This is a genomic window from Pantoea anthophila, assembly GCF_006494375.1.
Classification (GTDB): Bacteria; Pseudomonadota; Gammaproteobacteria; order Enterobacterales; family Enterobacteriaceae; genus Pantoea; species Pantoea anthophila.
The window spans coordinates 36,761-57,087 of sequence record NZ_VHIZ01000066.1 but is presented as its reverse complement, the minus strand read 5'-3'; the positions used below and the strand labels follow the sequence as shown (position 1 = coordinate 57,087).

Here is a 20,327-nt window from a genome sequence, read left to right as displayed (position 1 = left end):
TGGCATAACAGAAACACCCTTACAGATCGTTGAGCGCCATATTGAGCTGCAGCACATTGACCGTCGGCGAGCCGAGGAATGGCATCAGCGGACGGTGCGTCTGCTGGTCGATCAGCGCCTCGACCTGCGCTAACGGCAGCTTCCGGCTGGCGGCGATGCGCGGCGCCTGCCATAACGCGGCGTCAGTTGAGATATCCGGGTCCAGCCCGCTGGCTGAGGTGGTGACCAGCTCAACCGGCACCGCGGCGGGCGCCTGCGGATTGGCGGCCCGCAGCGCCGCGACGCGCTCCGCGACGGCTTTGTCCAGCGCCGGGTTACTGGCTGCCAGATTGCTGCCCCCTGAGGCCAGCGGATTATCGGGTTTGTCGCTGGTGGCTGAAGGGCGGCCCCAGAAATAACCGGGCTGCGTGAAGTTCTGACCAATCAGCGCGGATCCGCGCACCACGCCATCCTCCTCCAGCAGCGATCCATTCGCCTGCGCCGGAAACAGCCACTGCGCCAGGCTGGTCGTGAGGAAAGGATAAACCACGCCGGTGACCAGGGTAAGCAGTAACAACAGTAAAATTGCCGGACGTAACTGACTCATTTTTTGCTCCTCAGGCCATGCCTGATAACACTAACAGCAGATCGATAGCTTTGATGCCGACAAACGGCACCAGCAGGCCGCCCAGCCCATAAATCAGCAGGTTGCGGCGCAGCAGCGCAGCGGCACTCAGTGGCCGGTAGCTGACGCCTTTCAGAGCCAGCGGGATCAGAAAGACAATCACCAGAGCGTTGAAGATCACCGCTGAGAGGATTGCGCTGGCGGGCGAGTGCAGCTGCATGACGTTGAGCATGTTGAGCTGCGGATAGGTCGCCGCAAACGCCGCCGGGATGATCGCAAAATATTTCGCCACGTCGTTGGCGATACTGAAGGTGGTCAGCGAACCGCGCGTCATCAGCATCTGTTTACCGATGTGCACCACTTCCAGCAGCTTGGTCGGGTTCGAGTCGAGGTCGACCATGTTGCCCGCCTCTTTCGCCGCCTGCGTACCGGAGTTCATCGCCACCGCCACATCGGCCTGTGCCAGCGCAGGCGCATCGTTGGTGCCGTCGCCGGTCATCGCGACCAGACGCCCTTCCGCCTGATACTGGCGGATCAGCGCCAGCTTCGCTTCCGGCGTCGCCTCAGAGAGAAAATCATCCACGCCCGCTTCCGCCGCAATCGCTGCCGCCGTCAGCGGGTTATCGCCGGTGATCATCACGGTTTTGATGCCCATCTTGCGCAGCTCGGCAAAGCGCTCTTTGATGCCGCCTTTTACGATATCCTTCAGCGCCACCACGCCCAGCACGTTTGCGCCCTCGGCGACGACCAGCGGGGTGCCCCCGGTGCGCGCCACCTCTTCGACCTGAGCATTCACCTCGGCCGGGAAACGGCCATGACTGGCTTCGATGTGGCGACGCACAGCATCCACCGCCCCTTTACGGATCAGCCGGTCCTGCACGTTGACGCCGCTCATGCGGGTCTGCGCCGAGAAGGGAATAAAGGTGGCTCCCATGCTGCTGAGATCGCGTTCACGCAGGTTAAACTGCTGTTTGGCCAGCACCACGATGCTGCGGCCCTCCGGCGTCTCATCGGCCAGCGACGCCAGCTGCGCCGCGTCGGCCAGCTGCTCTTCGCTGACGCCCGGCGCGGGCAGGAACTGCGTCGCCTGACGGTTACCCAGGGTGATGGTGCCGGTTTTATCCAGCATCAGCACATCCACATCGCCTGCGGCCTCGACGGCACGGCCGCTGGTGGCGATGACGTTAGCGCCCAGCATCCGGCTCATCCCCGCTACCCCAATCGCTGACAGCAGGCCACCAATCGTGGTCGGGATCAGACAGACCAGCAGGGCCACCAGCACCGTAACGCTGACCGGCGTTCCGCCCCAGGCCGAGAAAGGCCAGAGCGTCACGGTCGCCAGCAGGAAGACGATAGTCAGCGAAACCAGCAGGATGGTCAGGGCAATCTCGTTTGGCGTTTTGCGACGCTTCGCACCTTCCACCATGGCGATCATCCGGTCGAGGAAGGTTTCACCCGGGTTGGCGCTGCAGGTGATCACCAGCCAGTCAGAGAGAATGCGGGTCCCGCCAGTCACGGAGGCAAAGTCCCCGCCCGACTCGCGGATCACCGGGGCGGACTCGCCGGTAATGGCGCTCTCATCCACCGAGGCCCCACCCTCCAGCACTTCACCGTCGCAGGGAATGATGTCGCCTGCTTCCACCAGCACCGCGTCGCCTTTGCGCAGCTGATCGGCGGCCACCTGCTGCCACTCTGCGCCATAGCGCGCCGCTGACAGTTTTTTGGCAAAGCTGGTCTTTTTCACCCCTTTCAGGCTGCTCGCCTGGGCCTTACTGCGCCCCTCTGCCAGCGCCTCCGCCAGATTGGCGAACAGCACGGTAAACCAGAGCCAGAGCGCAATCGCTCCGGTAAAACTGGCGCTGCCGTCGATCCGGCCCGCCAGCATCGCCAGCGCCAGCAGCGAGGTCAGGATGCTGCCGAGGTAGACCACAAACATCACCGGGTTACGGAACTGCACCCGGGGATCGAGCTTTTTCACCGCATCCCAGGCTGAGGTGCGCAGCAGCGCTGCGTCAAATAACGCCTGTTGTTGACGACTCATGAGGATTGTCCCTGAACAAGTTGCAGATGCTCAGCCACCGGGCCCAGCGCCAGAGCAGGAATAAAGGTCAGTGCGCCGACCAGCAGCACCGTACCGATCAGCAGTGCGATAAACAGCGGGCCGTGGGTAGGCAGCGTGCCATTGCCCACCGGCTGCACTTTTTTCGCCGCCATCGCCCCGGCAATCGCCATCACCGGAATGATGATGCCGAAGCGGCCCAGCAGCATGCAGACGGCCAGTAACAGGTTCCAGAACGGCGTGTTGGCGCTGAGTCCGGCAAAGGCACTGCCGTTGTTGTTGGCCGCGGATGAGACGGCGTAAAGCACTTCGCTGAAGCCGTGAATGCCCGGGTTTGCCATAGCGCTGCGTCCGGCGTCGGTCATCATCGCCAGAGCGGTGCCGATCAGCACCAGCGCCGGGGTGACCAGAATCGCCAGGGCGGTCATTTTCATCTCCCAGACATCGACTTTTTTACCCAGAAACTCCGGCGTGCGGCCAATCATCAGCCCGGCGATAAACACCGCCAGCAGCACGAACAGCAGCATGCCATAGAGGCCGGCTCCGACACCGCCGAACACCACTTCGCCCAGCTGCATCAGCCACATCGGCACCATCCCGCCCAGCGCGGTAAAGGAGTCGTGCATGGCATTGACCGCACCGCACGAGGCTGCCGTCGTGATCACGGCGAACAGGCTGCTGTTAAGAATGCCAAAGCGCGTCTCTTTGCCTTCCATATTGACGGCGCTGTCAGCCCCCAGCTGGAGGAAATGCGGGTTGCCCTGCAGTTCGGCCCACATCACCACCGCCACCGCCGCCACAAACATCAGCGTCATCGCCCACAGCAGCATGTGGCCCTGACGACGGTCACGCACGCTTTCGCCAAACGCGAAGCAGAGCGCCGCCGGGATCAGGAAGATGCTCAGCATCTGCACGAAGTTGGTGAGCACATTCGGGTTTTCAAACGGATGGGCGGAGTTGGCGTTAAAGAAGCCGCCACCGTTGGTGCCCAGCATTTTGATCGCCTCCTGCGACGCCACCGGCCCCATCGACAGCGTCTGCTGCGCGCCTTCCAGCGTGGAGAGGCTGTGATAAGGCAGGACGTTCTGAATGCTGCCCTGACTGACAAAGAACAGCGCCATCAGCAGGCTGATGGGCAGTAAGACGTAGAGCGTGATGCGCGTCAGGTCGCGCCAGGCGTTGCCCAGCGTGGCGATGCTGCGATTCGCGAAGCCACGGATCAGGGCAAATGCCACCGCAATGCCGGTCGCGGCAGAGAGGAAGTTCTGCACCGTCAGGCCCACCATCTGACTGAAATAGCTCAGGGTGCTCTCACCGCTGTAGGACTGCCAGTTAGTGTTGGTAACAAAGCTGATGGCGGTGTTGAGCGCCAGATGCCAGCTCAGGCCAGGCAGCTGCTGTGGATTGAGCGGCAGCGCCCCCTGCATCAGCAGAATCGCCAGCAGCACGACAAAACCCAGCGCATTAAACAGCAGAATGGCCAGCAGATAGTGCGGCCAGCGCATGTCAGATTGCTGTGCCCCCAGCAGTCGCCACAGCGGCGCTTCAAGGCGGGCAAACACCGGCTTATCCGCCACTAACGACGCCAGACCCCGGCCGAGCGGCTGCGCCAGCACCATCAGCAGCAGCAGATAAACGGCGATAAGTAAGAAAGCATTGGCCGCCATCAGAAGGCCTCCGCATTTAACAGGGCATAGATCAGATAGCCCAGTAACAACACCACCAGCAGAATGCCGGTTATTACGCCCACGCTCACAGGAACCTCCAGAGGTTTGGATTTAGGGCATAGCTTGCGCGGAGGCGTATAAAGAAGGGGTTAAAATGCAGCGGGCGGGCGTAAAAATAGTGTAAAAATGGCGAAATATCAGGCGACTTCCAGCGCCCAGATACGATTAAGATCGACATTACCCCACAGCGTGCTGTCCTCTGCGCCGACAATGCTGTCAGTGCAGAAACTGTCGCCAAGGTCGAGCTCCTCCGGTTTGACTTCACGCTGGGCGTGCAGCGACCAGAACACATGCACACAGGGACGCATCAGCGACTTTTCACCCGCTCTGACTACCAGTGCCACCCGTCCGGAGGCGAGACGCACCAGCGATCCCACCGGATAGATGCCGATGGTGCGCACAAAGGTGTGCAGCAGGCCGGGGTCAAAATGGCCGCGCCAGCTCAGCATCTGATGCATCGCCTCAGCAGGGGTCCAGCCGTTGCGATAGGCACGGGTTGAGGTCACAGCATCATAGACGTCACACACCGCCGCCATGCGGGCATAGAGCGAAATCGCCTCCCCTTTCAGGCCGTGCGGGTAGCCGCTGCCATCATATTTCTCATGATGATGCAGCGCGATATCCAGCAGATCGTCATCGGCGTCAGCTTCTATCAGCATCTGCGTGCCAACCACCGGATGCTCGCGCATCACCCTGAACTCTTCGTCAGTCAGTTTGCCGGCTTTGTTGAGGATCGCCAGTGGCACGGCCGCTTTACCGACATCATGCAGTAAACCGCCCATGCCCACCCGCCGCAGCTGCTGGTCGTTCAGCCCGAGTGTTTTACCCAGCGCAATCATCAGCCCGCAGACCGCCATGGAGTGCAGGTAGGTATAGTCATCATGATTCTTCAGCCGCGCCACGCTCAGCATGGCGGAAGGTTCACGCGTGATCGATCCGGCGATTTCATCCACCAGATTCATCATATAGTCGAGCTTCAGGCCGTTACCCAGCCGCGCTTCGTTGAACATCGCCAGGACTTTCGGTTTGCCCTGCTGGAAGATCTGCTGGGCCTGATCGAGTTCCTGAAAAAAGGGGGTGCGACCAATGGTTTTTTTCGCGACCACGGTGGCGATCGGGGCCTGCACTGAACGATCGAGATCGATCCAGAGCTGGCGGATCCCTTCACTGCGTAACAGGGCGATTTGTCGTGGATCGGCGATCAGCATCTCATTACGAATGCGCTGGTCTTTGATCCACCAGACTTCCAGCTTGTGGATAAACATCCCCGGGCGCAGTTCATCAATGGTAATCAGCTTTATCACGCTATCACTCCTTAAGCTCAGCGAGGGAGATAAGGTGATATCGGCAGCTGGACAAATTTTCTTCAGGCTGTTTTGTGCGGCGGCGGTGTTCAGGAGAGTGGTCAGAGGAGAGGCGATTGCGCTTACTTACGCAAGCAGCAGGTTTTTTGCCTGGCCCGGCAGAATTATTTATATTTGCTCCGGGACGTTGACTTAACGGTGATATGGAAAGGGTCATAAACATGATGAAAACCGGCATATTACTGGCTGATACAGCGTTATTTTTTGGTGGGCTGGGCTGCTGCCTTCTGGTGCTGTCGCTTATTCTTTTTTTGATCAAAAGACAGGATTATTATGGTCTTGTTTCCTCTTATCGGGAAAAATATACCTTGCCTGGCCCCTGCGCCTTTTATTACACGACGGGCTTTTTCGGCGTATTTCCGCTTATACGATTTTTTATAAAATTAAGCCAAAGAAAGAAAATACGATTTATTTCCCTTAACGACCCCGGTTATGCCTTTTTTGATGACAAAAAACATCAGATTCATTCCTGGATGAAACTTTATTCGCTGCTGTGGTTTGCCGCTACGGCATGTTATATCCTGTTCGCTGTTTTTGGCCTGCTTTTGCCTTAAAGCCCGTACTCGCGTCAGCGTGACTCCCTGCGCAGCGCCTGCCGGGGAAGGCACAGCAGACAGAGGCCCCGAAAAGTGGTTAATCATTTTATGATGACAAATAAAATAATAGCGGAAATGGGACTTTTTTTTGCATTATCAGGCAGTGCAATGATATTGCTTTCTTTAACTATTTATCTCTTAAAAAGAGAAGAATATTATTATCTGATAGCACGATATAAAGAAAAATATCTTTTTCCTGCTCCGGCCTCGTTTCATCATATGACGGGATTTTTTGGTGCCATTATAGTGATACGCTTTTTTATCAGGCTATCGCATAAAAAAAGAATCTTATTTATGCGCCATGATGATCCTGCCTGCTCTTTCTTCAATGAACCTGATGTATACCTCCAGGCCTGGATGGTCTTTTTCTATTACCTTTGGGTTACCGCGACGGCATTTTTTGTTGCTGCCGGAATGTTGAGTCTGCTGCTGCCTTAATTCAGACAGGGCGCTGCACAAAAGCGCGAAAACCCTGTCTCTCTGCCGCAGTGCGCGCAGCAATAACGCCACGCTTTTCCGGCAAAGTGTGGCGGCGCCAGCAAGAGTGAAAAGAGGCGGTTGTCAAAGCTGGCTCTCCTTCATAAGCTGCAAATGATCTTATTTGTCCATTCTCAGAATAAATGAAAAATCCATTCCATCCGGTTAACCTCGGGAGTCCGCAATGAAAAAATGTGCATGGGCAATTCTCTGTCTGCTCGCTCTTTCCACGTCGGCGCTGGCAGAGAAAATTGGCGTGTCAATGGCCTATTTCGACCAGAACTTTCTCACCCTTATCCGCCAGGCGATCGACAAGGAGGCAAAAGCGCAAAAGCTGGATGCGCAGTTTGAAGATGCGCGCGGCGATGTGGGCCGTCAGACCGATCAGGTGCAGAGCTTTATCAGCGCCGGAGTGGATGCGATTATCGTCGATCCGGTCGACTCCGCCAGCACCCCTGCCCTGACCCGCCTGGCGCAGCAGGCTCACATTCCGCTGGTTTACGTTAACCGCACGCCGGGCGATAAAACCCTGCCTCCAGGCGTGGTATTTGTCGGCTCAGATGAGAGCGAATCGGGCACGCTGCAGATGGAGGCGCTGGCAAAACAGGCCGGCTATCGTGGCCGGGTCGCCATTATGATCGGTAACCTCAGCGATGCGGGTGCGTTGCAGCGCACCCGGGATGTGGAGCAGGTGGTCGCAAAGTATCCCGGAATGAAAGTGGTGCTGAAACAGACCGCCAACTATGCGCGCAACGAGGGAATGGATTTAATGCTTAGCTGGCTGTCGAACGGCGAAGACATCGATATTGTCGCCGCCAACAACGATGAAATGGCGATTGGTGCCACCATGGCGATCACGCAGGCGAAGCCGAAGAAAACCATTCTGGTGGGCGGTATTGATGCCACGCCGGATGGCCTGAAAGCGCTGGCGAGCGGCAAACTGGCGGTCACGGTTTTCCAGGATGCCGTGGGTCAGGGCAGAAAATCGGTTGAGGTGGCGCAGCAGATGATTAAAGGCCAGAAGGTAGCGTCCCATCAGTGGATCCCGTTTGAGCTGGTCACGCAGCAGAATATGCAGCAATACAGCATGAAGAACCCGTGACGCAGACTGGCGCGGCCGCGTGACCGCGCCGTTTATTACGCGTCGTTCAGCAGCTTCGCCATCATCACAACATCGCGCAGCTGCCCGTCACGCAGGGCGGCCTGGCGCTTCATCCCTTCCCGTTCAAAGCCCAGCCGCTGGTAGAGCCGCAGCGCCCGTTCGTTGTCGTGAAACACCTCCAGCTCCATCCGGGTAATGCCCAGCCAGTTACGGGCATAGTTCATCGCGGTGCGGATCAGACGCTCACCGACGCCGCGTCCGGCAAAGTCAGGATGTACCCCCAGCCCAAAGCTGATGCAGTGGCGGGTGCGCGGCTTACTGTCGACGAACAGCGTCAGCTCACCGGCCAGCACGCCGTCGATTTCGGCGACAAACGCAACAAAACCCTCTGCATCCATCCTGGCGAATTTTTTCTCCCAGAGGGCGACGCTGGGAAACGGCAGTTGCAGTGTCCAGGGGTAAACATCGGGGTGGCTGTAAAGCCGCTGATAGGCGGCGGCATCCTGCGGTTCCCGTGCCCGTATGACAATTTCCATATTTTCTCCTGTTAGCCGGATGGGGTTCATGCACTAAGCTGTAGCTCTTTACCGGATGAAAAGAGCCTCGCTATGTTGTATCGCCGTTTTGAGCGTTTTATCAATATTTTTCATGACGCGCCGACCGATTCACCGCCCTCCACGGTCTGGCCCTTTTACCTCTACTATCTGCGCCAGGTCTGGCCCAGTTTTGCGGCGCTGCTGCTGGTAGGCCTGGTCTCCGCGCTGATCGAGGTGTCGCTGTTTGGCTATCTGAGCCGCCTCATTGATATGGTCAATCACGCCACGCCCGCCACGCTATTCCGGGATAACTGGCCGCTGCTGCTCTGGATGGGGGCGGTGGCGCTGATTCTGCGGCCGATCTTTATCGGCCTGCACGACATGCTGGTGCACCAGAGTATCAGCCCGAGCATGACCAGTATGATCCGCTGGCAGCATCACAACTACGTGCTGCGTCAGAGTCTCAACTTCTTTCAGAACGATTTTGCCGGTCGTATCGCCCAGCGCATCATGCAGACCGGCAATTCACTGCGCGACTCGGCGGTGCAGCTGGTGGATGCCATCTGGCATGTCCTGATCTACGCCGTGACCTCGCTGATCCTGTTTGCCGATGCCGACTGGCGGCTGATGATCCCGCTGATCCTCTGGATGGTGGCCTACAGCGCCTCACTGCGTTTCTTTGTGCCGCGCGTCAAGGCGCGTTCGGTGGTCTCCTCAGAAGCACGCTCTAAGCTGATGGGCACCATCGTTGACGGCTATACCAATATCGCCACCATCAAGCTGTTCGCCCACAGCGATCTGGAACGTCAGTATGCGCGCGAGGCCATTCAGGAGCAGACCGATAAAACCCAGCACGCCAGCCGCATGGTCACCAGCATGGATCTGACGCTGTCAGCGCTGAACGGCCTGCTGATTGTCTCCACCTCCGGGCTGGCGCTCTGGCTATGGAGCCAGTCGCTGATCAGCGTCGGGGCGATTGCCCTGGCGACCGGACTGGTGATCCGCCTGGTGAACATGTCCGGCTGGATCATGTGGGTCGTCAACGGCATCTTTGAAAATATCGGCATGGTGCAGGATGGCCTGAACACCATCGCCCAGCCGCTGAGCGTGCAGGATGCGCCGCAGGCGAAGCAGCTGAAGGTGACGCGCGGCCAGATTCGCTATGAAGATGTGCGCTTCGACTATGGTGGCGGTCGTCAGGTCATCAACCACCTTAACCTCACCATTCAGCCCGGCGAGAAGATTGGTCTGATTGGTCCCTCGGGTGCCGGCAAGTCGACGCTGGTCAACCTGCTGCTGCGGCTCTATGACCTGAACGGTGGCCGGATTGTGATCGACGATCAGGATATCGCCAGCGTGACGCAGGAAAGCCTGCGCAGCCAGATTGGCATGATCACCCAGGACACCTCGCTGCTGCACCGCTCAATCCGCGAAAACCTGCTTTATGGCCGTCCCGACGCCAGTGAAGAGGCGCTCCAGCTTGCGATCCGCCGCGCCCGCGCCGACGAGTTTATTCCCCTGCTCTCCGACCCGCAGGGCCGCACCGGACTGGACGCCCACGTGGGCGAACGCGGGGTGAAGCTGTCGGGCGGTCAGCGTCAGCGTGTGGCGATCGCCCGCGTGCTGCTGAAAGATGCCCCGATTCTGATCATGGATGAGGCCACCTCGGCGCTCGACTCAGAAGTGGAAGCCGCGATTCAGGAGAGTCTGGAGTCGCTGATGCAGGGTAAAACCGTCATCGCCATCGCGCACCGCCTGTCGACCATCGCGAAGATGGATCGGCTGGTGGTGCTGGATAAGGGCGGCATCGCCGAGATGGGCAGCCATCAGGAACTGCTGGCGCAAAACGGCCTCTATGCCCGGCTGTGGCAGCATCAGACCGGGGGGTTTGTCGGCGTCGATTAATCGCCACGCCGATAGGGTAAGGCGTCGCGCGCTTCTTCCGCCCAGCCGCGCACGCCTTCCCGCTCCTGCTGCAGAAAATCGGCGACGGCATCGCGCAGGCCGGGATGCAGCAGATAGTGCCAGGAGTGGGTGATCTGCGGCTCAAAGCCGCGCACCAGCTTGTGCTCACCCTGCGCACCCGCATCAAACCGCGCCAGCCCTTCATCCAGAGCCAGATCCATCCCCTGATAGAAACAGGTTTCGAAGTGCAGCCGGTCAAACTCCGCCAGACAGCCCCAGTAGCGGCCATAGAGCGTGTTGCTGTCGCGCAGATAAAAGGCCATCGCCGCCGGTTGCTGCTGTAAGCGGGCGATCACCACCACAATATTCTGCGGCATCCGCTCCGCCAGCAGGCTGAAGAAATCCCGCGTCAGGTAGGGGCGCTGGCCGCGCACCGCATAGGTGTTGGCGTAACAGGTATAGACAAAATCCCACTGATCTTCCCGCAGCTGATGGCCCGGATAGCGGTCAAATTCGAAGCCGCTCTGCGCCACCTGTTCACGCTCTTTGCGCAGCTGTTTGCGCTTGCGCGACATCAGCGTATCGAGGAAATCCTGAAAATCACGGTAGCCCCGGTTGTGCCAGTGATACTGACAGCCGAGCCGCGACAGCCAGTCGGGCTGCTCAGCCAGCAGGGTATTGGCCTGCGCATCGGTAAAGTTGATATGCGCGCCGCTTAAGCCCTGCTGCAACAGGTGCTCAGGCAGGGCCGCCAGCAGGTGTGCGGCGGCAGAGGGATCACCCAGCAGACGGGCACCGCTGACGGGGCTGAAGGGAATCGCCCCCAGCCATTTCGGGTAGTAGCGAATCCCGGCGCGCTGGCTGGCATCCGCCCAGGCGTGATCAAAGACATACTCGCCCTGGGAATGGCGTTTGCGGTAGCCCGGCAGCGCGGCGCGGGTCACGCCATTTTCCTGCCACAGCAGATGATCAGGCTGCCAGCCCGATGCAGGCCGCACGCTGCCGCTCTCTTCTAACGTGAGCAGAAAGGCGTGGCGCAGAAACGGCTGGTCATCCGGCAACAGGGCATCCCACTCAGCGGCGGGAATCGCCGTCAGCGAGTTCAGGTGAATCAGCGACATGAATTACTCCAGACAACGGCGGGCAGAGATGCAGTCAAGCAGGTTTTGCGCGTCAGCGAAAGGGCTAAGGCACGCAAAGTGAAGGCTGCATCCGCTGAGCACAGCCTCTATACTGCGACTTTATCCCACAGGACATCGCCATGGATCGACTCGATTGTGACCGGATGTTTGTCACAGTGCTGGAAACCGGCAGCTTTTCTGCGGCGGCGTTACGTCTCGGCACCAGCAGCAGTCAGGCGTCAAAGCTGGTATCGAAGCTGGAGCAGCAGCTCGGTGTGCAGCTGTTTAAGCGCAGCACCCGCGCCCTGTCGCCGACCGATGTCGGGCGTGCCTATTACGAACGGGTCAAACACCTGCTCGACGCGTTTGAGACGCTGGATGCCAGCGTGCGCGAAAGCGCCATGACGCCGACCGGCCGGCTGAAAATCAGCGCGCCCGGCTCCTTTGGCACGGCGGTGCTCTCTCAGGTGCTGGTTGCCTTTGCCCGCCGCTATCCGCTGATTGAGCTGGACGTCAGCTTTTCAGATCGGGCCGTGAACATTGTCGATGAAGGATTTGATATGGCGATCCGCATCGGCAACCTGAGCGACAGCAGCCTGGTGGCGCGCAGGCTGGGCGAGGTTCATGTGCGCTTCGCCGCCTCACCGGCCTATCTTGAACAGTTCGGCCCCCCGCAGCACTGGCAGGAGATCGCTCAGCATCAGTGCATTATCGACACCAATTTTCGCGACCCCCGGCACTGGCCGTTTGCCGGTTCCGACGGTGAGGTCGTGACCGTGCCTGTGCAGGGCCGTCTGCGCTTCGCCAACACCGAAGCCTGTCTGCAGGCGGCTATCGCGGGCCTGGGCATCGCGCGTCTGCCCGGATTTATCGCGGCCCCTGCGCTGCAACGCGGTGATATCGTCCGGCTGCTGGAGAACTTCGAGACGCCGCCACTGGGTCTGTTTGCGGTTTATCCGCCCGCCCGCCATCTGCCCCACCGGGCGCGCCTGCTTATCGACTTCCTGGTCACCCATTTCATTCATTTTCCACCCGTTTGATTTCTTCCAATATGGAAGAAATGATTGTCTTCAGGGCCGGATTATCAGCCTTTTAGTCATCAGTTATGCTGCTTCTCATCTCAACAGAGGAGTCGCACAATGTTAGTAGAAGGCAAGTGGAGTAGTGACTGGCATCCGGTGCAGGCTACCGATAAACAGGGCGGTTTCGTCCGCCAGACATCCGGTTTCCGGGACTTCATCAGCAGCGATGGCTCAACACCATTCCCGGCAGAGCCCGACCGCTACCATCTCTATGTGGCGCTGATCTGCCCGTGGGCATCACGTGCGCTGATCGCCCGCAGGCTCAAAGGGCTGGAGTCGCTCGTCGGCGTCACGGTGGTGGAGCCGCAGCTCGGTGCTCAGGGCTGGCGCTTCGGTGATTTTCCCGGCGCGCAGCAGGACCCGCTGAATAACGCGCAGTACCTGCATGAGATCTATACCCGCGTGGCACCCGATTACACGGGCCGGGCCACCGTGCCGGTGCTGTGGGACAAGAAAACCGGCACCATTGTCAGCAACGAGTCGGCAGACATCGTGCGCATGTTCAACAGCGGCTTTGGCGATCTGGCCGATAACCGCATCGACCTCTATCCCGCCGCACTGCGCGCTGAGATTGATGCGCTCAATGAGAGCCTCTATCCGCGCCTGAATAACGGGGTTTACCGCGCCGGATTTGCCACTACCGCCATCAGCTATCAGCAGGCGTTTAACGACGTCTTCAGCCAGCTGGATGAGCTGGAGGCGCTATTGAGCGATGGCCGCACGTTTCTGCTGGGGGAACGGCTGACCGAAACCGACATTCGCCTGTTTGTGACCCTGGTCCGCTTTGACGTGGCCTATCACGGCCTGTTCAAATGCAACCTGCGCCGCATACGCGACTATACGCTGCTCAACCGCTATCTTAAGAGCATGCTGTCGGTCTCCGGCGTGCGTGAGACGGTCAACATCGATCACATCAAACAGGGTTACTACTCGATCAAGGCGCTCAACCCGAACGGCATCGTGCCGGCGGGCCCGGATATGAGCGAATACGGTTTTTAAAGGAGCAATGATGGCAAAGGCACTGGTGATTTTTCTGCATGGCGTGGGGAGTAACGGCGATGACCTGGCTCCGCTGGGCCACCACTGGGCGACGCTGTTGCCGGATGTGATTTTTGCCGCGCCCAATGCGCCTGAACGTTTTGCCGCAGGGTTTGGCTGGCAGTGGTTCAGCCTGACCGACGTGACGCCAGAAAATCGGCCAGGCCGGGTGCGGGCAGCGCGCGCCGCGTTTGACGCAACCCTGAACGCTATCGTTGCGCAGCATGGCTTCGCCGACCGCTGGCAGGATGTGGTGCTGGTCGGCTTTTCACAGGGGTCGATTATGGCGCTGGACGCGCTCGCCTCGGGCCGTTATCCGCTGGCAGGCGTGGTCGCCTTTTCCGGTCGTCTGGCCGTTGAGGGGCAATTAACTCCGCAGGCTCATGTGCCCGCGCTGCTGATCCACGGCCAGGCCGATGAGGTGATCCCGTGGCAGGAGAGCGAATCGGCCGCGACACGACTCAGAGCCGCCGGGGTGCCGGTCGACGCGCGCTTTGAACCGGTCACCGGCCACACCATTTCAGGTCCGGGCGCGATGCACGCCGCCGCCTTTATCGGACAGTGCCTGCAGGATTAACGCCGGTAGCGATCTAACGCCTGCCAGGCCTGCGCTGCCGCCACCTCAGGCGGCAGGCGTTTCAGTCTGTCGTTGAAGACTTCAATACCCAGCGGGCCCTGATAGCCTGCGCTTTCGAGCTTATCGACAAAGCGATCCACGTCGATAATGCCGTCGCCAGGCAGCAGACGCTGATGCTTCGCCATTGCCATCAGGCTCTGTTTGTCCTGCGCAGGAACGGCGGCCATATCACACAGCTGCACCTCATAAATGCGGTCGGCCGGAATGCCATCCAGATGGGCGGCGTCGCCCCCGCGCGCGCAGATATGGAACAGGTCGACCACCAGACCGATATTCGGCTGGTCGAGCCGCTGCAACCGCTGCCACGCCAGCGGCAACGTGTTATCCACACTGCACCAGGCCATCGGCTCATACATAATGCGCATGTTGTAGCGCGCGGCTTCAGAGGCCATCCAGCGCAGGTCATCATCGATCAATTCGGCACAGCAATCTTCCCGGGTGCTGGCCGGAGCCTGAAGGGTATCGCAGCCCAGCGCCTGGGCGATCTGAATAAACTGACGCAGCTCTTCGCGCTTCTGTGCGCGCAGTGCCATGGGTGCGCCGGTGAAATCGCGCAGCACCTGGAGGTTGGTAAAGCCGGGTCCCTGCCGGGCCGCGATCTCAGCCAGCGCCGCCGCACCGCCCTCGCACGCCTCAACATCCTCGCGCCAGATCTCCACCTGATCGAAACCGGCGTCACGCGCCGCCTGGAGTTTCTGGCCGGGTTCACCGTTTAACAACACCAGGTTAAGGAAGGTGGGGTTGGTTCGCATTGCTCGGCTCCTTAATCGTCCGGAATAATCGGTGATGTTCAGGTCATGCCCCCGGTGAGTGACGGGCGTGACCTGAACCCCTCTGTTTCTCTGGCGCACAGGGGCCGGTTAACCGGCTCAGCCCAGCAGCGTCACCAGCGCAAAACCGGCAAACGCCATCAGCAGTGAACCGATCACATGCACCAGCGCGCTGGCCATCGCCCAGAGATACTTACCTGATTGTAGCAACACCATTAATTCTGCCGTGAAGGAGGAGAAGGTGGTCAGCCCGCCGCACAGGCCGGTGACGATCAGCAGTTTCCAGATCGGGTCGATGTCGGGGTGGCGAACAAACCAGGCCATCGCACCGCCAATCACCAGCCCGCCGATCAGATTCACCAGCAGCGTGCCGGGTGGCAGATTGGGAAAGAGCGCATTAAAGCGCATCGCGAACAGCCAGCGCAGCACACAGCCGGCCGAGCCGCCGATCATCACCGCCAGTAACGGTTTCAACATAACTTGCTCCTGTTTGCAGATTAACGCCGGGCTGAGAGGAGAGGCAGAGATAAACTGCGCCTGACGCCTCAACTCCCGCGAAAGGATTGAGTGTCAGGCGTCATCAGCCGGTGTTAAGCCCACCGGCGGTTGGGAAAGGTGGCACGCCATCACCTTGAGCCGGTGATAATACGACGCCCGTTTCAGGCTGGCAACCTTGCGCCGGGAAACCGGCCCGGCTGGCGTAAATGCTTGACGCCCACGCCGCGGGCGGGGTAATGCTGAGGGATGAGAGTTGGTGACGGAGAGGCGATGCGAACCCTGATTTTTGATACTGATATCGGCGTGGATGATGCTTTTGCGCTGGCTTATGCGGCGCGCACCCAGCATCTGCTGGGCATTACCACCGTTTTCGGCAACGTGGCGGTGGGTCAGGCGGTGAAAAATGCCCGGCTGTTCTGCCAGAAGATGGCGATCGACGCAGAGGTTTATCGCGGCTGCGCGCGACCGCTGGCGCAGGCCCCGTCGGCCCCCGCCACCCTGCACGGCCAGGACGGGCTGGGTGATGCGTTTGAAAACAGCTGTAGCGATCAGGCCCCCGGCGCGGTGCAGTTTATTATCGACAGCGTGCGGGCACAGCCGCATCAGATCACCCTGGTGGCGATCGGTCCGCTGACCAACATCGCCTCGGCCATTAATCAGGCACCCGACATCATTCCGCTGGTGAAAGAGCTGGTGATCATGGGCGGTGCGTTCGGCAGCGGGGGACACAGTGGCAACGTGACGCCCTTCAGCGAATTTAATATCTGGAAAGATCCCCATGCTGCCGATCAGGTGCTTACCTCGGCGCTGAACGTGGTGGTGATCCCGCTGGATGTTACCCACAAGGTCCTGATCACCGGCGAAGAAGTTCAGCGGCTGAATCAGCCGGTGCTGAGCGCCATCTGTCGCCCTTACCTGGCTTACAGTCTGGCGAAAGAGGGATTTAACGGCATGGCGCTGCACGACACCCTGGCGGTGGCATGGCTGAGTCTGCCAGAGGCGTTTACCCTGGCCGAAAGCCCGCTGCGGGTGATCACCGAAGGGATCGCCTGCGGTCAGACGGTGCGCAGGCTGAGCGCACTGGCCTCCCGGCAGGACCCGTTTGCCGGTCTGCCCGCCCAGCGCATCGCGCTCGGCGTGGATGCTGACGCGGTGCGGGCGCACTTCTTTAACACCCTCACCGCGCCCTGACGCGCTGGCTGGCCGCGTTAGCGATCGAAATGAATCACGCCTTTGATCAGTTCGCGATTGTTGATGACCTGCGGTTCAAAGGTTTCATCCAGCGTGGAGAACGCCAGAGAGTGATTCAGCATCATGCTGGCGCGCAGCTGACCGCTGGCCATCAGGGAGCAGACCCGATCAAAATCTTCGCGGGTGGCGTTGCGGCTCCCGAGCAGGGTGGCCTCTTTTTTGTGAAACTCACTGTCCGGGATCACCAGATCGCCTTTGTGCAGGCCGACATAGACGACCGTGCCGCCGTGCCGTATCAGGCTGACCGCGTTGTTCATGGCCGCCGGGTTGCCGGTGGCGTCGATCACTTTCAGCGGCAGCCGCCCGCCCGATTGCTCGCGCAGCGCCGCATCGAATGCCGCGTCTGCCGGGTTCAGCGCCACCAGGCCAAGCTGGTCAGCGACATGCTGACGACGAAATGCGCTGGTGTCCGCCACAATCACCTGCGCACCGCTGGCAGCGGCAATGGCAGCCACACCCAGGCCAATCGGCCCTGCACCCACCACCAGCACCTGCTCATCAGCGGTCACGCCAGCCCGACGCACCGCATGCGCGCTGATGGCAAACGGCTCAATCAGCGCAGCCGCCTCCGGTGTCACTTCATCCACCGCCAGCAGCGTGCTGACCGGCACGCTTAAGTAGTCACTGAATCCCCCATCCTGATGGACGCCAATCACGGAGATCTGCTCACAGCAGTTGGTTTTACCGCTCTGGCAGGCGTCGCAGTGCAGGCAGGCGATGTAGGGCATAAGCGCCACCCGCTGGCCCGGCTCAACACCTTCAGCGCCACGGCCCAGCGCGACCACCTCCGCACAGATTTCATGGCCCAGCACCCGGGGATAGCTGAAAAAGGGCTGATTGCCGGACCAGGCGTGAATATCTGTTCCGCAGATCCCGGCGGTGAGAATTTTAATCAGCGCCTCGCCCGCGGCGGGCGCTGGCCTGTCGCGGGTGGCCCAGACCATTCTGCGTGGTTCAGCGATGACCAGTGCTTTCATTGTTGTCATGGTGAGTCTCCGGTTGTCCTGCAGGCAGTTATGCCGAATCCGGCAGCGGACGCGGGTCTCGCTTGCCGGAAGTGTGAAGCACCACGGTTTTTTTGGGCTCTGAATGGTTTTTAATGCATAAAAAACCGGAGAGTGCGATGAGCCGCAGCCAGAATTTGCGTCAGAACGTGGTTAACCAGATGCTGGAAAGTATTGCTCAGCGCCATATTCGCTCCCCGCTGCCGCCACAGGCGGCGCTGGCGGAGATGTTCAATATCAGCCGGACCACGGTGCGCCATACCCTGCACTACCTGCACCAGTGCGGCGTACTGGATAAGGTTGAACAGACCTGGGTTATCGTGCGCGAGCCGCGCGAAGAGGACAGTTTCAGCGCCGTCACGCCGCCGATTGAGCAGCAGGCCAGCCACGTAGAGCAGATGTTTTTTAATCTGATTAACCAGCGGCAGCTGGTGCCGGGTGACACGTTCAGCGAACTGCAGCTGGCGCAGCAGGTGAAGGTCAGTCCGGTCGTGGTGCGTGAATTTCTGCTGCGTTTTATGCGCTATGACCTGCTGGAGCCGGTTAAACGCGGCCAGTGGCGGATGAAGAAATTCACCCAGGACTACGCGGAGAAGCTGTTTGAACTGCGCGAGATGCTGGAAACCCACGCCCTGAGCCGCTTCCTGAATCTGCCCGCCAGTGATGAGCGCTGGGTTCAGGCGCGGGATCTGCTGGATCGCCATCGATCGATGCGCGACACCATCGCCAGCAACTATCGCCACTTTGCCGCGCTGGATCGGCAGATGCATTCCCTGATCTTATCCGCCGCCAGCAATCCGTTCTTTAATCAGTCGCTGGAGATCATCTCGGTGATCTTTCATTCGCACTATCAGTGGGATGAGAGCGATCTTAAGCAGCGCAATATCGTGGCGCTGGAGGAGCATATGGCGATTCTGACCGCGCTGATTGGCCGTCAGGATGTCGACGCGCTCTGCGCCCTGCACAACCATCTGGCCACCGCAAAAACCTCCATGGTGCGATCAATCAGCCAGTACAATTAAAAACCGATTAAAAACCACAAAGCATTAGCTCCCGCACGCTTCAGAAACATCTTTGCAACATCCTTTTCCCTTTGCTCTTAGTCTCGACGGTAACGTCACGGCGGCCTTTTGCCGCTGCGCGCAGACCCTTCTCACCATAACGATAACCAGCCAGTTTCGGGAGAGTGCAATGGAAAAGACCTCAGTATCCGGCCGTGATCGCGCGTCCGGTGAGATGACACCAGACCAGGATTTCGTGCCCATGCGCAGCGACGTGGTGCGCTCACCGCGCATCCGTAAGATTCAGATCACCGCGATGCTGCTGTTGCTGTTTGCGGCCGTCATCAACTATCTGGATCGCAGCTCGCTGTCGGTGGCCAATATGACTATCCGTGAGGAGATGGGACTGAGCGCCACCGAAATCGGCGTTCTGCTCTCCGCTTTTTCGCTGGCTTATGGTCTGGCGCAGCTGCCGTGCGGTGCGCTGCTGGATCGCAAAGGGCCGCGCATCATGCTCGGCATCGGCATGTTCATCTGGTCACTGTTTCAGGCGGCCTCCGGCCTGGTCCACAACTTCACCCAGTTTGTGCTGGTGCGTATCGGCCTCGGCATTGGCGAAGCGCCGATGAACCCGTGCGGCGTCAAAGTGATCAACGACTGGTTCAATATCAAAGATCGCGGCATGCCGATGGGGATGTTTAACGCCGCCTCGATGATAGGGCTGTCGGTTGCACCGCCGATTCTGGCGGCGATGATGCTGGTGATGGGCTGGCGGGGGATGTTTGTCACCATCGGCATCCTCGGCATCTTCCTCGCCATTGGCTGGTACATGGTCTATCGCGACCGCGATAACCGCACCCTGAGCGCCGAAGAGATCCACTATCTGCAGGCGGGCAGCGTGGCGTCACGCAAAGAGCCGATCAGCTTCAGGGAGTGGCGCGGCCTGTTTAAGCAGCGCACCATGTGGGGCATGATGATTGGCTTCAGCGGCATCAACTATACCGCCTGGCTCTATATCGCCTGGCTGCCGGGCTATCTGCAGTCGACTTATCACCTCGATCTCAAAAGCACGGGCCTGCTGGCGGCGATTCCGTTCCTGTTTGGCGCGGCGGGCATGCTGCTGAATGGCTATGTGGTCGATACGCTGGTACGCCGCGGGTTTAACGCGGTGAAAACCCGCAAAGTCTGCATCGTCAGCGGCATGCTGCTGTCAGCCGGATTTACCGCCGTTGTCACCCGTGCGACCGACACTACCAGCGCCGTGACGCTGATCGGCATGGCGCTGTTCTGTATTCACTTTGCCGGTACGTCGTGCTGGGGGCTGATCCACGCCAACGTTACCGCGCGCATGACCGCCTCGGTCGGCAGCATTCAGAACTTCGCCAGCTTTATCTTTGCCTCGTTTGCGCCGGTCATTACCGGCTGGGTGCTCGACACCACCCAATCGTTCAGCCTGGCGCTGATGATTTGCGCCTGTGTTACGCTCATCGGCGCCCTCGCCTATCTGCTGCTGGTGCGTAAGCCGATCACCGACGGCGAATAACCCCCGCTGACG

20 protein-coding genes and 1 riboswitch are annotated in these 20,327 nt (G+C 59.7%); of the genes, 10 read left to right on the top strand and 10 right to left on the bottom strand.

The genetic code is table 11. The features are described from left to right. Positions 1 to 19: 19 nt before the first annotated feature. The 5 genes from kdpC to FJW00_RS21360 all read right to left on the bottom strand — a co-directional run bounded on the left by kdpC (position 20) and on the right by FJW00_RS21360 (position 5,694). Positions 20 to 586: a potassium-transporting ATPase subunit KdpC gene (kdpC, locus tag FJW00_RS21380; protein WP_046100786.1), complete on the bottom strand. Its 567-nt coding sequence runs from the start codon at positions 584 to 586 to the stop codon at positions 20 to 22. 10 nt (positions 587 to 596) lie between these two features. Then, positions 597 to 2,645: a potassium-transporting ATPase subunit KdpB gene (kdpB, locus tag FJW00_RS21375; RefSeq protein ID WP_058956927.1), complete on the bottom strand. Its 2,049-nt coding sequence runs from the start codon at positions 2,643 to 2,645 to the stop codon at positions 597 to 599. Next, positions 2,642 to 4,330 (bottom strand): potassium-transporting ATPase subunit KdpA, encoded by a 1,689-nt coding sequence (kdpA, locus tag FJW00_RS21370; RefSeq protein ID WP_046100787.1) that lies wholly within the window; start codon positions 4,328 to 4,330, stop codon positions 2,642 to 2,644. The genes kdpB and kdpA overlap by 4 nt, the downstream gene beginning before the upstream one ends. Further along, positions 4,330 to 4,419, bottom strand: a complete 90-nt coding sequence (kdpF, locus tag FJW00_RS21365) for a K(+)-transporting ATPase subunit F (protein ID WP_009087918.1) — start codon at positions 4,417 to 4,419, stop codon at positions 4,330 to 4,332. Before kdpF ends, kdpA begins: the two co-directional genes overlap by 1 nt. 108 nt (positions 4,420 to 4,527) lie before the next feature. Beyond that, positions 4,528 to 5,694, bottom strand: a complete 1,167-nt coding sequence (locus FJW00_RS21360; protein ID WP_009087920.1) for an HD-GYP domain-containing protein — start codon at positions 5,692 to 5,694, stop codon at positions 4,528 to 4,530. Between the two features lie 221 nt (positions 5,695 to 5,915). Between FJW00_RS21360 and FJW00_RS21355 the strand changes: the two genes are divergently transcribed. The 3 genes from FJW00_RS21355 to FJW00_RS21345 all read left to right on the top strand — a co-directional run bounded on the left by FJW00_RS21355 (position 5,916) and on the right by FJW00_RS21345 (position 7,929). After that, complete coding sequence (locus FJW00_RS21355) at positions 5,916 to 6,308, top strand: hypothetical protein (RefSeq protein WP_258317060.1); 393 nt, start codon at positions 5,916 to 5,918, stop codon at positions 6,306 to 6,308. A 90-nt stretch (positions 6,309 to 6,398) separates the two neighbouring features. Then, positions 6,399 to 6,788, top strand: a complete 390-nt coding sequence (locus FJW00_RS21350; RefSeq protein WP_140925607.1) for a hypothetical protein — start codon at positions 6,399 to 6,401, stop codon at positions 6,786 to 6,788. A 223-nt stretch (positions 6,789 to 7,011) separates the two neighbouring features. After that, positions 7,012 to 7,929, top strand: a complete 918-nt coding sequence (locus tag FJW00_RS21345; RefSeq protein WP_140925606.1) for a sugar ABC transporter substrate-binding protein — start codon at positions 7,012 to 7,014, stop codon at positions 7,927 to 7,929. Positions 7,930 to 7,964: 35 nt separating this feature from the next. Here the strand turns inward: FJW00_RS21345 and FJW00_RS21340 are convergent, their stop codons facing one another. After that, entirely contained in the window at positions 7,965 to 8,465 is a 501-nt protein-coding gene (locus FJW00_RS21340; protein ID WP_009087926.1) for a GNAT family N-acetyltransferase, read from the bottom strand. Positions 8,466 to 8,537: 72 nt separating this feature from the next. Between FJW00_RS21340 and FJW00_RS21335 the strand changes: the two genes are divergently transcribed. Continuing rightward, positions 8,538 to 10,370 carry an ABC transporter ATP-binding protein gene (locus FJW00_RS21335; RefSeq protein ID WP_009087928.1) on the top strand — a complete coding sequence of 611 codons (1,833 nt, stop codon included), beginning with the start codon at positions 8,538 to 8,540 and terminating at the stop codon, positions 10,368 to 10,370. Here FJW00_RS21335 and FJW00_RS21330 read toward each other — a convergent pair. Beyond that, a complete protein-coding gene (locus FJW00_RS21330; protein WP_046100792.1) occupies positions 10,367 to 11,491 on the bottom strand; it encodes a GNAT family N-acetyltransferase in 1,125 nt (374 codons plus the stop codon). The two genes, FJW00_RS21335 and FJW00_RS21330, sit on opposite strands and share 4 nt — an antisense overlap. Positions 11,492 to 11,631: 140 nt before the next feature. Between FJW00_RS21330 and FJW00_RS21325 the strand changes: the two genes are divergently transcribed. The 3 genes from FJW00_RS21325 (at position 11,632) to FJW00_RS21315 (ending at position 14,188) form a co-directional block, all read left to right on the top strand. Beyond that, entirely contained in the window at positions 11,632 to 12,531 is a 900-nt protein-coding gene (locus FJW00_RS21325; RefSeq protein ID WP_140029767.1) for a LysR family transcriptional regulator, read from the top strand. Between the two features lie 99 nt (positions 12,532 to 12,630). After that, positions 12,631 to 13,572, top strand: a complete 942-nt coding sequence (locus FJW00_RS21320; protein ID WP_140925605.1) for a glutathione S-transferase family protein — start codon at positions 12,631 to 12,633, stop codon at positions 13,570 to 13,572. Between the two features lie 10 nt (positions 13,573 to 13,582). After that, positions 13,583 to 14,188: an alpha/beta hydrolase gene (locus FJW00_RS21315; protein WP_258317059.1), complete on the top strand. Its 606-nt coding sequence runs from the start codon at positions 13,583 to 13,585 to the stop codon at positions 14,186 to 14,188. Here FJW00_RS21315 and FJW00_RS21310 read toward each other — a convergent pair. Together FJW00_RS21310 and crcB are read right to left on the bottom strand one after the other, a co-directional pair. Continuing rightward, positions 14,185 to 15,000, bottom strand: a complete 816-nt coding sequence (locus FJW00_RS21310) for a sugar phosphate isomerase/epimerase family protein (RefSeq protein WP_140925603.1) — start codon at positions 14,998 to 15,000, stop codon at positions 14,185 to 14,187. The genes FJW00_RS21315 and FJW00_RS21310 overlap by 4 nt on opposite strands. Positions 15,001 to 15,117: 117 nt before the next feature. Continuing rightward, complete coding sequence (gene crcB / locus FJW00_RS21305) at positions 15,118 to 15,495, bottom strand: fluoride efflux transporter CrcB (RefSeq protein ID WP_009087940.1); 378 nt, start codon at positions 15,493 to 15,495, stop codon at positions 15,118 to 15,120. A gap of 87 nt (positions 15,496 to 15,582) precedes the next feature. Further along, a riboswitch (Fluoride riboswitch) is annotated at positions 15,583 to 15,658 on the bottom strand. Positions 15,659 to 15,786: 128 nt separating this feature from the next. Here crcB and FJW00_RS21300 point away from each other — a divergent pair. Continuing rightward, entirely contained in the window at positions 15,787 to 16,707 is a 921-nt protein-coding gene (locus FJW00_RS21300; protein ID WP_140925602.1) for a nucleoside hydrolase, read from the top strand. 17 nt (positions 16,708 to 16,724) lie between these two features. Here FJW00_RS21300 and FJW00_RS21295 read toward each other — a convergent pair whose 3' ends face one another. Continuing rightward, entirely contained in the window at positions 16,725 to 17,753 is a 1,029-nt protein-coding gene (locus FJW00_RS21295) for a zinc-binding alcohol dehydrogenase family protein (protein ID WP_140925601.1), read from the bottom strand. A gap of 137 nt (positions 17,754 to 17,890) precedes the next feature. On the opposite strand from FJW00_RS21295, the gene FJW00_RS21290 reads away from it, so the two are divergent. Together FJW00_RS21290 and FJW00_RS21285 are read left to right on the top strand one after the other, a co-directional pair. Next, the gene (locus FJW00_RS21290) at positions 17,891 to 18,793 is read left to right on the top strand and encodes a GntR family transcriptional regulator (protein WP_009087945.1); all 903 of its coding nucleotides are present in this window, start codon (positions 17,891 to 17,893) and stop codon (positions 18,791 to 18,793) included. 169 nt (positions 18,794 to 18,962) lie between these two features. Then, entirely contained in the window at positions 18,963 to 20,315 is a 1,353-nt protein-coding gene (locus FJW00_RS21285; protein ID WP_058956916.1) for an MFS transporter, read from the top strand. Positions 20,316 to 20,327: the final 12 nt, after the last annotated feature.

Coding starts and splice junctions, on each gene's coding strand:
- kdpA (WP_046100787.1), bottom strand. CDS start 4,330: ATGGCGGCCAATGCTTTCTTACTTATCGCCGTTTATCTGCTGCTGCTG.
- FJW00_RS21355 (WP_258317060.1), top strand. CDS start 5,916: ATGATGAAAACCGGCATATTACTGGCTGATACAGCGTTATTTTTTGGT.
- FJW00_RS21285 (WP_058956916.1), top strand. CDS start 18,963: ATGGAAAAGACCTCAGTATCCGGCCGTGATCGCGCGTCCGGTGAGATG.
- FJW00_RS21315 (WP_258317059.1), top strand. CDS start 13,583: ATGGCAAAGGCACTGGTGATTTTTCTGCATGGCGTGGGGAGTAACGGC.
- FJW00_RS21340 (WP_009087926.1), bottom strand. CDS start 8,465: ATGGAAATTGTCATACGGGCACGGGAACCGCAGGATGCCGCCGCCTAT.
- crcB (WP_009087940.1), bottom strand. CDS start 15,495: ATGTTGAAACCGTTACTGGCGGTGATGATCGGCGGCTCGGCCGGCTGT.
- FJW00_RS21335 (WP_009087928.1), top strand. CDS start 8,538: ATGTTGTATCGCCGTTTTGAGCGTTTTATCAATATTTTTCATGACGCG.
- kdpB (WP_058956927.1), bottom strand. CDS start 2,645: ATGAGTCGTCAACAACAGGCGTTATTTGACGCAGCGCTGCTGCGCACC.
- FJW00_RS21290 (WP_009087945.1), top strand. CDS start 17,891: ATGAGCCGCAGCCAGAATTTGCGTCAGAACGTGGTTAACCAGATGCTG.
- FJW00_RS21345 (WP_140925606.1), top strand. CDS start 7,012: ATGAAAAAATGTGCATGGGCAATTCTCTGTCTGCTCGCTCTTTCCACG.
- FJW00_RS21295 (WP_140925601.1), bottom strand. CDS start 17,753: ATGACAACAATGAAAGCACTGGTCATCGCTGAACCACGCAGAATGGTC.
- FJW00_RS21325 (WP_140029767.1), top strand. CDS start 11,632: ATGGATCGACTCGATTGTGACCGGATGTTTGTCACAGTGCTGGAAACC.
- FJW00_RS21330 (WP_046100792.1), bottom strand. CDS start 11,491: ATGTCGCTGATTCACCTGAACTCGCTGACGGCGATTCCCGCCGCTGAG.
- FJW00_RS21320 (WP_140925605.1), top strand. CDS start 12,631: ATGTTAGTAGAAGGCAAGTGGAGTAGTGACTGGCATCCGGTGCAGGCT.
- FJW00_RS21300 (WP_140925602.1), top strand. CDS start 15,787: ATGCGAACCCTGATTTTTGATACTGATATCGGCGTGGATGATGCTTTT.
- FJW00_RS21350 (WP_140925607.1), top strand. CDS start 6,399: ATGATGACAAATAAAATAATAGCGGAAATGGGACTTTTTTTTGCATTA.
- FJW00_RS21310 (WP_140925603.1), bottom strand. CDS start 15,000: ATGCGAACCAACCCCACCTTCCTTAACCTGGTGTTGTTAAACGGTGAA.
- kdpC (WP_046100786.1), bottom strand. CDS start 586: ATGAGTCAGTTACGTCCGGCAATTTTACTGTTGTTACTGCTTACCCTG.